Raw genomic sequence first — 13,992 nt, 5'->3', positions numbered from 1 at the left:
TGATTTGCGGAAAACCACAAGGCACAAAACCTTGACTGTTGGAATTGTCATGACATGGAGAGGATCCACGCGTTACTATGAATTGCATGACTGAAACCGTTTCATCCGTGCTTGACACCTCCGGCACGTGGACAAATCCTTTGCGCGATCCGCGCGATCTGAGACTTCCGCGCATCGCCGGACCGTGCAGCATCGTGATTTTCGGCGTAACCGGCGATCTATCACGAAAAAAAACTGCTTCCGGCGATCTATGACTTGGCCAACCGTGGTCTGTTGCCGCCAAGCTTCGGACTGACCGGTTTTGCGCGCCGTGATTGGACCGAAGACCATTTCAAGGAGTTCGTCAAGGAAAACGTCGAAGCTCATTGCCGCACGCCGTTCAAGGATTCGACATGGAAGCAGCTGGCTGATGGCATCCGCTTCGTGCAGGGCACCTTCGACGATCCGAAGGCGTTCGAGCGGCTTTCCGACACCGTGGCGGAGCTGGATCGCGACCGCGGCACCCGCGGCAACCACGCCTTTTACATGTCCGTGCCGCCGCGCGCGTTCCCACAGGTCTCCCGACAGCTGGCCGACTGCGGTCTGGCGAAGTCCACCGAAGGCGCCTGGCGCCGCGTGATCATAGAAAAGCCGTTCGGGCATGACCTGGCCAGCGCCAAGGAACTCGACCGCGTGGTCTCCGAGGTGTTCGACCCGTCGAGCGTGTTCCGCATCGACCACTATCTCGGCAAGGAGACCGTGCAGAACATGCTGGCGCTGCGTTTCGCGAACGCCATGTATGAGCCGATCTGGAACAGCAACTACGTCGATCATGTGCAGATCACCATGGCCGAGGACATCGGCGTGGCCGGTCGCGCGGGCTATTATGACGGCATCGGCGCAGCACGCGACGTCATCCAGAACCACCTGCTGCAACTCATGGCGCTGACCGCCATGGAGGAGCCGGTCTCCTTCTCCGCCGCCGACCTGACGGCCGAAAAGACGAAAGTGCTCTCCGCAGTGCGCCTTCCGAAGGATCTGGCCGCACACACCGCACGGGGACAGTATGCCGCCGGCTGGCAAGGATCCCACGAAGTGGTCGGCTATCTGGACGAGAAGGGCATCGACCCGGCGTCCATCACCGAAACGTATGCGGCGATCCGGCTGGATGTCGACACACGACGTTGGGCCGGCGTGCCATTCTATCTGCGTACCGGCAAACGACTGGGCAAGCGTGTCACGGAAATCGCCGTGGTGTTCAAACGCGCCCCGCATCTACCATTCGAATCGACGGCCACCAAGGAGCTCGGCAAGAACGCGATTGTGATCCGCGTGCAGCCCGATGAGGGCGTGACCATGCGGTTCGGTTCCAAGGTGCCGGGTGGCACCTCCATGGAGGTGCGCGATGTGTCGATGGATTTCGGCTACGGCCGTTCGTTCACCGAATCCTCGCCGGAGGCCTATGAACGACTGATTCTCGACGTGCTATTGGGCGATCCGCCACTGTTCCCGACCACGCGTGAAGTGGAACTGAGCTGGCAGATCCTCGATCCGATCGAGGAATTCTGGTCCACACTCGGCCAGCCACAGCCATATCGCTCCGGTACGTGGGGCCCGGAAGAGGCCGTTGAGATGCTCGCCCGCGACGGACATCGTTGGAGGATGCCATGATCATCACCATGCAAGACACCGAGACCCGCGAAATCTCGGCGAAAATCGACGAACTGCACGAGGAACGCGGCGAGGCCGCCTTGGGTCGAGTGCTCACGCTGCTGATTTCCACGAATGAGGCCTCGCTGGAGCACGATCTCGAGGTGGCGAACAGCGCCAGCCGCGAGCATCCATGCCGTGTGATCGCCATTGCTCCGAGTGCGCGCAAGGTGGAGGCCGGTGATAGCGCCGAAGGCGAGCATCACACCTTCCTCGACGCCGAAGTACGATTCGGTTCCGACGCCGGCGCAGGCGAGATCATCGTACTGCGTCCGCGCGGCGGTCTGGTGCACCATGCGGACACGCTGGTGATTCCGCTACTGGTGCCGGATGCACCGGTGGTCGCCTGGTGGCCGAACGAAGCTCCGGCGAATCTGTCGAAGGATCTGCTGGGTTCGATGGCGCGCAGCCGCATCACCGATGCCATGAACTCATCGAATCCGATGCGCACGATGAATGACCTGCGCCGTAATTGGTCGTCGAAGAATGTGGACATGTCATGGACACGTCTGACCGTATGGCGGGCCATGCTCGCCTCCATGCTCGACCAGCCGCCGCATCTGCCGGTGAGCAGCGTGCGCGTGACCGGTCCGAAGGATTTCCTGCCGATGGACCTGCTGGCCGCCTGGCTGCGGTTGCGGTTGAACGTGCCGGTGATCGTCGAGGACGATCCGGGCGCAAATGCGGTGACCGGCGTATACCTGACCCGTGCCGACGGCGTGCTGAGTCTGGAACGCCCGTCCACAGGCGATGGCGTGGCCATGCAAAGCGTGCCCGGCCAGTCCCCGCAGACCATCAGCGTGCCGACGCGCACCATCGAGGAATGCCTGAGCGAGGAGCTCGGCCGCCTCTACCCCGACGAGATCTACGCCGAAGTCGTGACGCAGGGCTGGGATCTCATCAACCCGCAACACTGAAAGGGGGATCTTCCATGGCAGAACGCAAAACTGTTATATACCCGAATCCTGAAGTGTTGGCACAAGCCGTGGCGGCGCGCACACTACTGACCATCGCCGACCTGCTGGCCGAGCCGAATCGCAAACGAGTCGACATCGCCGTGACCGGCGGCACCGACGGCATCTACGTACTGAAGGTCATGGGTGAAAGCGTCTTGGCCAAGGCCGTGGACTGGTCCCGCGTGCACGTGTGGTGGGGAGACGAACGTTTCGTGGCCGCCGACAGCGATGACCGCAACGCGAAGCAGGCTCGCGAGGCCTGGTTCGACAAGCTCATCGAAGACGGCCGTATGCCGGCCGGGAACATTCATGAGATGCCTGCGGACGAACGCGGCGTCGAAGAGATCGCCGGAGCCTCCCCCGAACGGACCGATGAGGTGCTGGCAGCGGCCGCCGCGGAATATCAGCGTGAACTCGTCGAGCAACTTGGCGAGCATCCGTCTTTGGACATCGCGATGTTCGGCGTGGGGCCGGACGCGCATTTCGCGTCACTGTTCCCCGATCACGGCGAGACCGAAATCGATGACTCGCACACTTTGGTGGCCGGCGTACGCGATTCGCCGAAACCGCCGCCGCTGCGCGTGACGCTGACCGTGCCGATGATCGCCCGTTCGAAGCATACGTGGGTGTTCACCTCCGAAGCCCGTAAGGCCGACGCGGTGAAGGCCGCCTTCGCCAAGCGCGACAACCCGCATGCACCAAGCTCCTACGCCGATGGCGAGGAACTGCTCTGGCTCATCGACGAAGGCGCGGCCTGCAAGCTGTAAGGCTCTTCATCGACGAAGACAATGGGAATAGGAAGGCCTCGCGACCGTATATGTCGCGAGGCCTTCCTCATACTTGCGTGGAGATCAGGCTTCGATCTCGTTGCGCTCCTCGGTGGCCCACAGGGTGTGGAACGCGCCAGGCTGATCCACACGCTGGTAGGTGTGGGCGCCGAAGTAGTCGCGCTGGCCCTGGATCAGGGCGGCAGGCAGGCGCTTGGAACGCAGGCCGTCGAAGTACGAGAGCGACGATGCGAACGCCGGAGTCGGCAGGCCGTTAAGTGCGGCCTTGGCCACCACGTTGCGCCAGGATTTCTCGGCGGCTTCGATGGCGTTCCTGAAGTATGGGGCGAACAACAGGGACACGTTGGCCTCGCCGGATTCGAATGCTTCGGAGATGCGGTTGAGGAACTTCGCGCGGATAATGCAGCCGCCGCGCCAGATGCGCGCCACGGCGGCTAGGTCGATATCCCAATCGTATTCCTTGGCAGCGGTGGTGATCTCGTTGAAGCCCTGTGCATAGGCGACGATCTTGGAGGCGTAGAGGGCCTGTCGGATGTCTTCGATGAAGGCCTTCGCCTCCTCCTCGTTCAGGTTCAGCTCGCCGCTCGGACCGGCGAAACCCTGCTTCTGGGCCTCTTCACGCAGGTCGGCTTCGGAGGACAGGCCTCGTGCGAACACGGCCTCGGCGATGCCGGTGACCGGTACGGCCAAGGACAACGCGGTCTGCACGGTCCAGGTGCCGGTGCCCTTCATGCCGGCATGGTCCACGATTACGTCGACCAGCGGTTTACCGGTCTTCTTGTCGACCTGATGCAGCACCTCGGCGGTAATCTCGATCAGGTAGGAATCGAGTTCGGTCTTGTTCCACTCTTCGAACACGTCACCGATCTCGGCCGGGGTCATGCCAAGGCCGCGGCGCATCAGGTCGTAACTTTCGGCGATGAGCTGCATGTCGGAGTATTCGATGCCGTTATGCACCATCTTGACGAAGTGACCGGCGCCGTTCAAACCGATGTGGGTCACGCACGGTTCGCCTTCGGCCTTGGCCGCGATGGATTCGAAAATCGGCTTCAGGGTCTTCCAGGACTCTTCGGAGCCACCCGGCATCATGGATGGGCCGAGCAGGGCGCCTTCCTCGCCGCCGGAAACACCGCAGCCGACGAAGTGCAGGCCACGGGCGCTGATCTCCTTCTCACGGCGAATGGTATCCGGGAAGTAGGCGTTGCCTGCGTCGACGATGATGTCACCCGGTTCCATGAGGTCGGCGAGCGCGTTGATCATGGCGTCGGTCGGCTCGCCTGCCTTGACCATGATGATGGCGGTGCGAGGCTTGGCAAGGCTGTCGACGAACTCCTCGAGGGTTTTCGCCGGGAAGAACTCGCCTTCGGTGCCATGCTCGTTCATGAGTTTTTCGGTACGGCCGTAGGAACGGTTGAACACGGCGACCTTGTTGCCGTGGTGTGCGAGATTGCGTGCGAGGCTGCCGCCCATTGCGGCAAGGCCTACCACACCGACGTTTGCTTCAGCTGACATGCTGGTCCTCCGTCAAAATAAGTAGTACTTTATGAGCCATCTCTCAGTCTAATCCCAAACGTCCCAACGACGGCCCGTCGTCTCATGGAAGCCGTCGTGCCCTAGTCACCTGCTGACGGTGATGTCTTTGTCGCCATGCACCACGACGGCCTGACGATTGGTGATGGCGCGTAGGTCGGATGCACCGGCATATCGGCGGGCGATTTTGGCGGCCTTGCGGCCGAGGAACGGTCCGTGGCAATGCGGAAGCACCCGGAAATCCACCAGTCCAAGACCACGCAGATCATGCAGCGAAGGCGCCGCCGCCGCATCGTCCATGTCGCGGATGTACCCGATATCGGGACCGGCCACCACCGCTCCGGCGGATTCGCCGATATACGGTTTGCCGTTCGCCACGGCTTCGGTGATGATCTTATCGGCCCCGGAACGCCGCATCTCCTGCAACAGGAGGAAGGAATTGCCTCCACCCACGTAGATGATGTCGCTGGCGTCGATCACATCGTGGATAAGCCCGTATGAGGCGCTGGCTATGTCAAGGCTGTATATGCTCATGTGCATACGCCGTAAGGCATGTTTGGCAAGACCCATGATCGGTGCGTACGGGCTCCCCTTGCTGGCGGTGGGGATGAACGCCACCGTTTTCGCCTTAAGTCCCGGCTCTACACGAGGTAGCAGTCGACTGACCGGATTGAATGCCGAAACCAGCATCAGCTTCTTCACGATGACCTCGGTTCCATTTCTGGAATTACGTTACTTGGTGATTGCGCACTCACTATAACGTATCCGAATCGTGGAAGCCTTGGGGGTTCGCGCTCGGAACAACCCGTCCAAACGAATTAGTCGTGGGGCATGATGGTCTTGACGAAACGCATCGCCTCAGCCGGTGTGAGCGAAGGCACGTAGGCCTGCGCCACCGCCAGCGAGATCTGCGGCAGCTTGGCCGCGTCCGGATAGCAGATGTACACCTTGGCCTCTTCGGGGTGGAACTTCAGTTTGAATCGGAACAGCGAATGGAAGCCATAGGCGGGTTCCATGATGTCGGCCACCATCTGCAGGGCATGGCGCAGCACGGCGCTTTCCTCGGCTCTGTCCGGATCGTCGCTCATGCCGGCCAATGGTGCCGCGGACAGGCTCATGAACTCCACATCGCCTTCGTCGCGCAGACGCTCGGCCATACGCGCGATGAGGAACTCCATGATGCCGTTGACGCTGTCGGTGCGATGCCGCATGAAGTCGAGCGTCCAGCCGATCACCCTGCCATCACGGTAGGTCGGCAGCCAACTGGTCACACCAAGCATCTTGCCGTTTCCATCGACCGCATAGAGCAGCTGTACACGGGAGTCGACCAGCTCGTCGAGACCACCCAGGGTGAAGCCCATCTCCGGCAACGCCTTTTCGCCGGCCCATTGCGCGGAGATCTCACGGATCTGCGTCTGCACGGAGAACGGCGCCTCGCGGAAGGTGGTGAGCACGTCGGTGATGCCGTCCCTTTTGGCCTTGTTGATGGCGGTGCGCACATCCTGCCATTTCTTGCCGCGCGTCTGCCACGCATTCGGATCGACGATCATTTCGGTACCGACATCAAGAGAATCCCATCCGGCGGATACCAGCTCGTCGCGTTGGGCCGCATGGATGCTGTAGAAGACAGGCGTCCAGGAATGCTGGGCGCAGAACCGCGCGAAGGCATGCAAATCGTCGCGGTATTCGCTCGGATCGCCGAACGGACCGGTCACGGTCAGGGCGATGCCGTAGGAGACGCGGTAGGCGATGGCCGAGCGGCCGGTCGCGGAGAACCAGTAGTCGTTGCCGCTCCATGTGGCCATGAACGACATGGATTCTCCACCGAGTGGAATGATCTCGTCCACGCGATGCCGAGACACATCGTTGACCATGGAACGGTCGCGCAGGCAGTCCCACGCACAATACAACGCCACGATCCAGAATACCGGGCCGACGCATTGGTAGATGGCCTGAGACAGCCAGCCGATCGGTATGAAGGCCGGCTCCACGCCGCTGAGCAGGCCGATCGGCAGCAGGCGCTGCACATAGTCGGCAATCAGATCGAGCAGGTGCGGTGCCTCGTTGAAGTCCGTGGGAACGCTCAGGCCGTAGCCGATATAGAGCAGCCCCAGCAGGATGAAAGCGGAAAGTACGATCGCGACATCACGCAGAATCGTCTCGCTCTTGGTGCGGATCGTAAAGCATTGACGGAAAGCGATCACGACGATTGCGAAAATCAGCGGCAGCGCCATCGTGGAAAACATCGCATGCAACGCGCCATGCCTGACCAGCGCGGTCATGGCCTCGCCGGAAACCGATGCATTGGCATTGTCGTCGGTCGCGTACGACATCGGGATCACCAGGTAGAACAGGAATGCCAACACGATCGTACACGCGTTGAAGATGACGCTCAGCACCGCCGCCAAGCGACGGCCGCAATACAGTCCCCAGGCGATGAGCAGCAGCATCAGCGTCGGCATGATGGAGACCAGCCAATTGCCGGGCATGGAGAAGCGCAGCATACGGTACTGCGCGAAACAGTTCACCCGCGAAGTGCCGTCCAGACAGTAGAGCACCCTGCCGGTGTCGAATTCGGTCGAACCGGTCAGCAGGCCGAACATCGACAGCAGACCGAAGGATTGGCGTGACGAGACGGCCACCAGCGAGCCGATGGCCTGCACGCCGGCGACGATGCCGACCAAACGGCGCATTTCGTAGATCGCGCCGTTCCGATAGGAGTCGCCCCGCCCATCGGATGCCATGAGATAGCCAAGCACGTGGCCGAGCAGTGTCGCGGAAAGCAGGCAGTAGTCGCTGGCCTCGCCACGGTAGAGGAACATGATGAGCACGATGGCGTACCCGATCACGCGAATACGGCGACGCCACAACACGGAAGAGAACGCGCTGGCGCACATGAGCGTACCGGCCACCACGATCAGCGGCCCAAGAATCGCGCCATCGCGGGAGATCGCATGCCATTGGGGATTGTGGCTGGAGAGCAGGGAGCACAGACCCATACCAAGCGCGATGCCGCCCAGCGTGGTGATGACGGACACCCACATGGTCTTGATCTTGCCAATCACCGATTCAGACAGGCCGAATGCGATGAGAATCAGCGGAATATCGATGACCAGGCGCCCAAGATGCGACACGTACAGCATGGAGATGGGGGCCGTGTACCACCGGCCGTGCGCCAACGCTTCGAAACTCACCTTGGCCAGATGCGGGGGGAACTGCCACTGCATGATGGCGCAGACGATCCGGCTGATCACATTGACCAGCAGAATGAACAGCGCGAAGCAGACAGTCAGAAGGTGATGGCGGATCCAATCCGCGATGTCGGCCAATAGGGCCCGGAAGCCGAACAACGGCTTCAGCTGCTGTTGTGATTGCATTTCAGTCATAGTGTCCATTCGTTTTCGGGTCGGTCCTTCAGGAAATCTTGATGCGGCGAAGATTCGTAAAGTCGGAAAGCTTCGGTTTCACGTCGCTCAGGCCGGTGTCATAGCCGAATACGGCAAGCCCGTACCGCAACGTATCCTGTACGGCATGCCAGTCATGCGCATTGCCAAGCGATTCCACGGCGGTGACATGCATACCCGCCTCGCGGGCGACGGGCGCTATCTTTTCGATATTGTGCAACGACTCGACGTCGTTCTCCCCCGTGCCCATGATGAGCGTCTGATCGGAAGGGGCATGGTCGCGGATGGCGTTGATCGGAATCTGACGCTCATACGCTTCGCGGTTGCCGTCGAAGAAGCGGTCGATCATCTCCTGCTCGCTACCGTTGGTCGGTCCGATCTCACTGCCGGTGGGGATGATGGTACCGAACAGGTTCGGGTAATTCGGCCCGATCTGCATGGAACAGGTGGCCCCCTGGGAGAATCCCGCGATGGCCCAGTCCTTGGCATCCTGCGCGGCGGGCAGATTGTCCTTCACCCAATCGACCACATCCTGCGTCAGATAGGTCAACGCGTTGCCATATACCTTCGAGTCCACGCACAAGGTGTTGTGCGAATCCGCACCAAGCTGATCCGCCGCGATGACGATGGGCGCGAGACCCTGGTGATGCCGGGCATAGTCGTCCATCATGGCCTGGATACCGCCTGCATTGAACACACGGTTCGGGCATCCCGGCTGCCCGCTCATCATCAGGATGACCGGTAGGGCCGGCTTGGCTTTGGTCTTGACCAACGCCGCTGGCGGCAGGTAGACAAGCGCCTTACGTGCCTTGAAACCTGATTTGGTCGCCGGAATATCCACTTTGTCGACCACGCCGTAGGACGGCACATCGCGAATGGTGTGGTCGGCGACACCCTGCTTCCACTGTGCGATGGTGATGAGGTCCTTGCGATTGGCCATGCCGGTCAGATCGGCTTCGTGATAGGAATCCATACCGAACAGCGAACCCAATGTGGCGTACTCGCCATACGCCTGATCGATGCCAAGACCGGAGGAGAGCAGTGCGAACACCACGAGGATCACGGCCAGTACACGACTCGCACGCCTGCGCAGGACGATATGCGTGACCGCGAACCCCACCATCGCGCAGCCGGCACTCGCCCATACGAACACATGCGGTCCAAGCTCCACACCGAATACCACAAACACATCCGAGATCAGCCATACGATCACCAATCCCACGGCACCGGCGACCGCCGCAATCACCACGGGCAGCAGCACTGGCTTAAGGCCCGCCTCACGCTTGCCCGCAACGGCGCCGATCAACAGAATCACAATCAGCAAAGCCGTAATCGCAAACAACGTCGTCGGCAGCCATCCCTGCAACAAGCTCACGTTCATCAGCCACTGGCGCATTCGTAATTCCCCTCGCTCCACCATCGCCCAACCGTCGTCACACGGCTTTCCGTCATATTGCTTCCATGGTGTAGTTGTAGTACATATTCGTGGAGCGCGAGTCATCCGTAGGATTGATTTTCGCTGGGGACCGTGGGGGAAAATCCTGATCATCCGCTGGATCGGCATCACGGAAATTTCCTTGGGAAAACCAATGGTCGCAACGCCTACGCCGATCGGAAGCATCGTCGTCGACCGCAGGGACGGCGGCCGGCATATGGGGGTCTTTCACCTGAAGTCGATTCCACGCTCAGCGAACCCTTGGATGGCGGATGGACCGGCGGCTTCATGCCGTGGCACGCCTCCACGCCCTGGCGGATGCCAGGAAACGCTGTGCGCGGTTCGTCGAACCGGCAATCACGGTATGGTTGCCCTTATGCAATACGTGTTTTCGGCGTCGGATGTGTCCTGTGAGATCGTGGTTGACGGCGAGCGGCGCATGATTTTCGACGATGTCTCGTTCGCGATTGCGTCCGGTGAGATAGTGGATCTGATCGGCCCCTCCGGTTCAGGCAAAAGCAGCCTGCTGACGGCGTTCGCCAAACTCAATCCGCGGGCCCACGGCGACTTTGCGCTGCAGGGGCGTCCCGCCTCGGATTTCACCCCGCAGCAATGGCGTGCGCAGGTGGCCTACCTGCCGCAGAAACCGGTGTTGTTGGGCGATTGCGTGGCCGACGCGATCCGTTTGCCGTATACGCTGGCCGTTCGCCAGTCGTCCACGCAGGGCGATGGGCGCAGGGGCCGCAAGACAAGGCCTGCCGATCTGCTGCCTGATATGAGGATCCGCGAGACGCTGGACGCCCTCGGCTGCGCCGACATCGATCTTGGACGCGCCCCGCATGATCTGTCGGGTGGGCAGGCGGCCCGGGTCAGTCTTGCACGTACGTTGCTGACCAATCCCACGGTATTGCTCGCCGACGAGGTGGATGCCGGCCTTGACGATGAGAACGCCGACAAAGTGGCGACGATTCTGGAACATGCGGCAATGGACGGCATGGCCGTGATACGCATCCGGCACCGGCCGACGGACGGTCGTGCCACGCGCATCATGCGACTTGCCGACGGCGTACTGACGCAGGTCAAGGCCGAATCACGAATCGAAGCCGCCAAGGGAGGCGATATCGCATGAGCGGCAATTACTATTCCATCGATGTCTGGGGTCTGGTCACGGCTTTGATCATGGTGGCCATCGCCGCCGGCATCTCCGAGATCATGCGCATGGGCGTCGGCAGAACGCTGCTGTGGTCGGCATGCCGTGCGTTGCTGCAATTGTGCGCGATGGGCTTCATCATGGATTTCGTCATCACATCGAACAACCCATGGCTGGTGTTGTTGCTCGTGTCGTTCATGCTGATCGCCGCCGTGCAGATTACGCTATCGCGTGCCAAAGGCGTGCCGAAAGGCTTGGCTGGCCCGGTGTTCCTGAGCTTGGTAATCACCATGCTCATCATGATCTCGTTGGTCACCGAACTCGTTATTCGCCCGCAGCCATGGTATGCGCCCCAACTCGTGGTGCCGCTGACCGGCATGCTGCTGGGTAATACCGTCTCCGCCTTGGCCGTAGGGCTGAGCCGCTTCTTCGAAAGCATGAGGGAGCGGCGAGACGAGGTGGATACGCTGCTCGCGCTCGGTGCCACGACCTGGGAGGCGGCACGTCCGTCGATCATCTCCTCGATTCGTCTGGGGCTGTTGCCGACCACCGCATCGCTGGCATCCAGCGGCATCGTGACGGTGCCGGGCATGATGGCCGGACAGATCATCGCGGGAGGCAATCCGATCGACGCGGCGAAATACCAGTTCATGATTCTTGCCGCCATCGCCGCGCTCACTCTGCTGGCCGACAGCATCATCATGCTCATGGTCTACGGGCGCTGCTTCACTGCCGACGACCGGTACCAGCCGGTTGCCGGCTGAAAGGCCACGATCGTTCCGTTCCGGCGAATCACCCGGCAGGGGCGTCACCTGATATGCAACATGGTCGTTCATCTCCAATGACAGGAAGATGAACGACCATGCGAATCATCGCCGACGATCAGCGCATGCGGAACGGCGTCTTTCGTATTTTCGAATGCTTACGGAACGGCTTGCCGGCGTGCTTATCGTGGCGTTCGCCGTGCTTGGCCTCCATACGGCGATCATGGCGCTTCGCATCTGCGGAACGCTCGTCCTGAATCACGCGTATTTCCTTACGATGGATGCGCCTGCCACCCTGCTGCCCGTCATAGCGACCGCCGCGATTGCCACGTTCATTACGGCCGCCCTGGCGATCGTCTTCGAAACGGCGCCGATCACGTGCGTCAGCCTTGCGCTGCTTCCTGGAAGGGGCGCCCTGATTCCCGTCAAACTGCTTTCGGGACTGCTTGGCCTTTTTGCCGGAGAACCCGCGACGGCCGGAATCCTGCGATTCATCCGACTCGGCGCGCTGCTGCTCGTGCAGACGGGCATACTTTTCGCGGCGCTTGTTGTTGCGCTTCCCCTCATGCTCGTCCCGACGGGTCCGCTGGCCCTCTGGATTCTCCCAACGCTCCTCACGGGCGATGGCCTCGCGGTTGCTGCGCCCCTTGAACTTTTCGGCACGTCGCTCGGCACGGTTCCTCTTCGGTTCGAAATGCTCCTCATGGTTATCGGAGTACCGCTCGGAACGTTCGTTACGGCCGCCGCGCTCGGATTTGAAGGGCTTGCCGCCCTTGTCCTTGCCGCGATCCTTGTTACGCCCGCCGGAACGATTCGCATGCCCGAAGCGATCGCCGCGTTCGGTGCCGCCCCTGCCATTCCTCCTTCGACGGGGATTGCCCGCCGGCTGGGATTGCTCGAGCGTCCAGCCGAACACCGGTTCAGCCACTTCGCCCACAAGCTCAAGCACCTCCGGAGAGTCGTGCGTCACTTCGATCGGCTTGATCTTGAGACCAGCCTCGTGCAGCAGGCGGCGGACCCTGCGTCGTTGGTTCGGCAATACGATGGTGACCACGTCGCCGGACTTGCCGGCTCGTGCGGTGCGTCCGGAGCGGTGCAGGAAGGACTTCGAGTCCTCCGGCGGTTCAACCTGCACCACGAGTTCCACACCGCTCACGTCGATGCCTCGCGCGGCCACGTCGGTGGCGACCATCACGTTCACGTCGCCGGATTCGAAGGCGGCTAGATTGCGGTCACGCTGATTCTGACTCAGGTTGCCGTGCAGTTCGGCCGCGGGAATGCCTCGCTTGGTCAGATCCTTGGCCAGTTTCTGCGTCTGGAACTTGGTACGGGTGAACAGGATGCGACGGCCCGAGCCGGAGGCGAGCGTACGCACCAGTTCGGCGCGTTCGGCCTGCGTGGTCTCAAACACGTGGTGGGTCATCTCGTCGACCGCCGCGGTAGCGGAATCAACGCTGTGCACCTTCGGGTCGGTCAGGAACGTATCCACGACCTCATCCACGCCGTGGTCGAGCGTGGCGGAGAACAGCATGATCTGCGCGTCGAACGACACTTGGGCGAGCAGTCGCTTGACCGGAGGCAGGAAGCCCATATCGGCCATCTCATCCGCCTCATCGATCACGGCGACCTGCACGTTCTCCAGAGTCAGCGCATGCTGCTGAATCATGTCTTCGAGTCGGCCCGGGCAGGCGACCACGATATCGGCACCGGCCTTCAGATCACGAATCTGGCGGGCGTAGCGCACGCCGCCGTAAATCGTGGTGGTGCTCATGCCGTAGATCTGCGCCAACGGCATCAGCACATCATTGATCTGATTGGCGAGCTCACGGGTGGGAGCCAGCACCAAGCCGCGTGGGCTCGGCACGAAATCCTCGGAACGACGTTCCTCGGCGTGACCCTGCTGCACGCGTTTGACCTCATGACGGAACTGGCTCATGTTCTCGTATTCGCCGGCGTCCACCTCTCCAAGGCGGGCGACCATCGGAATGGAGAACGCCAGGGTCTTGCCGGAACCGGTACGGCCACGGCCAAGCACGTCGCGACCGGCCAGGGAATCCGGCAGGGTATCCGCCTGAATCGGGAAGGCGGTCTTCTTATCGTCAGCCGCAAGCACGCGCACGAGCGGGCCGGGAACGCCCAATTCGGCGAACGTCAGCGGACGTTCCTCTTCCTCGCCGTATTCGGACACGTTGTCTGCGAGGGCATCTTCTTCAAAAACGGTATCGGGCACAGTGGCCTTTCATGTCAAACTTTTACGCACGTTGCGCAAACCTGTT

Annotated in this window: 9 protein-coding genes and 1 pseudogene; 5 read left to right on the top strand and 5 right to left on the bottom strand. The window is 61.4% G+C overall.

All coding sequences use genetic code 11. The annotated features are described in order from the left end of the window. The first annotated feature begins 77 nt into the window (after positions 1–77). The 3 genes and pseudogenes from zwf (at position 78) to pgl (ending at position 3,412) form a co-directional block, all read left to right on the top strand. Positions 78–1,650: pseudogene (gene zwf / locus BMOU_RS05930) on the top strand (glucose-6-phosphate dehydrogenase). Beyond that, positions 1,647–2,606, top strand: coding sequence for a glucose-6-phosphate dehydrogenase assembly protein OpcA (locus tag BMOU_RS05925; RefSeq protein ID WP_034875796.1), 960 nt, complete (start codon positions 1,647–1,649; stop codon positions 2,604–2,606). The pseudogene zwf and the gene BMOU_RS05925 overlap by 4 nt, the downstream one beginning before the upstream one ends. Positions 2,607–2,620: 14 nt before the next feature. Next, positions 2,621–3,412, top strand: coding sequence for a 6-phosphogluconolactonase (gene pgl / locus BMOU_RS05920; protein ID WP_034875794.1), 792 nt, complete (start codon positions 2,621–2,623; stop codon positions 3,410–3,412). Between the two features lie 84 nt (positions 3,413–3,496). On the opposite strand, the gene gndA is transcribed toward pgl, so the two are convergent. The 4 genes from gndA to BMOU_RS05900 all read right to left on the bottom strand — a co-directional run bounded on the left by gndA (position 3,497) and on the right by BMOU_RS05900 (position 9,763). Then, positions 3,497–4,945: an NADP-dependent phosphogluconate dehydrogenase gene (gene gndA / locus BMOU_RS05915; RefSeq protein ID WP_034875793.1), complete on the bottom strand. Its 1,449-nt coding sequence runs from the start codon at positions 4,943–4,945 to the stop codon at positions 3,497–3,499. Positions 4,946–5,050: 105 nt separating this feature from the next. Continuing rightward, positions 5,051–5,665, bottom strand: a complete 615-nt coding sequence (locus BMOU_RS05910) for a Type 1 glutamine amidotransferase-like domain-containing protein (protein WP_034875791.1) — start codon at positions 5,663–5,665, stop codon at positions 5,051–5,053. A 116-nt stretch (positions 5,666–5,781) separates the two neighbouring features. Next, the gene (locus tag BMOU_RS05905; RefSeq protein WP_034875790.1) at positions 5,782–8,358 is read right to left on the bottom strand and encodes a bifunctional lysylphosphatidylglycerol flippase/synthetase MprF; all 2,577 of its coding nucleotides are present in this window, start codon (positions 8,356–8,358) and stop codon (positions 5,782–5,784) included. Between the two features lie 19 nt (positions 8,359–8,377). Beyond that, complete coding sequence (locus BMOU_RS05900; protein ID WP_034875789.1) at positions 8,378–9,763, bottom strand: alpha/beta hydrolase; 1,386 nt, start codon at positions 9,761–9,763, stop codon at positions 8,378–8,380. Between the two features lie 415 nt (positions 9,764–10,178). Here BMOU_RS05900 and BMOU_RS05895 point away from each other — a divergent pair, with 415 nt between their 5' ends. Further along, a complete protein-coding gene (locus tag BMOU_RS05895) occupies positions 10,179–10,931 on the top strand; it encodes an ABC transporter ATP-binding protein (RefSeq protein ID WP_034875788.1) in 753 nt (250 codons plus the stop codon). After that, positions 10,928–11,716, top strand: coding sequence for an ABC transporter permease (locus BMOU_RS05890; protein ID WP_034875787.1), 789 nt, complete (start codon positions 10,928–10,930; stop codon positions 11,714–11,716). Before BMOU_RS05895 ends, BMOU_RS05890 begins: the two co-directional genes overlap by 4 nt. Positions 11,717–11,834: 118 nt before the next feature. Here BMOU_RS05890 and BMOU_RS05885 read toward each other — a convergent pair whose 3' ends face one another. Beyond that, positions 11,835–13,946 carry a DEAD/DEAH box helicase gene (locus tag BMOU_RS05885; RefSeq protein ID WP_034875786.1) on the bottom strand — a complete coding sequence of 704 codons (2,112 nt, stop codon included), beginning with the start codon at positions 13,944–13,946 and terminating at the stop codon, positions 11,835–11,837. Between the last annotated feature and the right edge of the window lie 46 nt (positions 13,947–13,992).

The organism is Bifidobacterium moukalabense DSM 27321 (assembly GCF_000522505.1).
GTDB lineage: Bacteria > Actinomycetota > Actinomycetes > Actinomycetales > Bifidobacteriaceae > Bifidobacterium > Bifidobacterium moukalabense.
The sequence above is the reverse complement of the archived record's forward strand: the minus strand, read 5'-3'. Positions and strand labels throughout refer to the sequence as shown.

Coding starts and splice junctions, on each gene's coding strand:
- BMOU_RS05900 (WP_034875789.1), bottom strand. CDS start 9,763: ATGCGCCAGTGGCTGATGAACGTGAGCTTGTTGCAGGGATGGCTGCCG.
- pgl (WP_034875794.1), top strand. CDS start 2,621: ATGGCAGAACGCAAAACTGTTATATACCCGAATCCTGAAGTGTTGGCA.
- BMOU_RS05895 (WP_034875788.1), top strand. CDS start 10,179: ATGCAATACGTGTTTTCGGCGTCGGATGTGTCCTGTGAGATCGTGGTT.
- BMOU_RS05905 (WP_034875790.1), bottom strand. CDS start 8,358: ATGGACACTATGACTGAAATGCAATCACAACAGCAGCTGAAGCCGTTG.
- BMOU_RS05925 (WP_034875796.1), top strand. CDS start 1,647: ATGATCATCACCATGCAAGACACCGAGACCCGCGAAATCTCGGCGAAA.
- gndA (WP_034875793.1), bottom strand. CDS start 4,945: ATGTCAGCTGAAGCAAACGTCGGTGTGGTAGGCCTTGCCGCAATGGGC.
- BMOU_RS05890 (WP_034875787.1), top strand. CDS start 10,928: ATGAGCGGCAATTACTATTCCATCGATGTCTGGGGTCTGGTCACGGCT.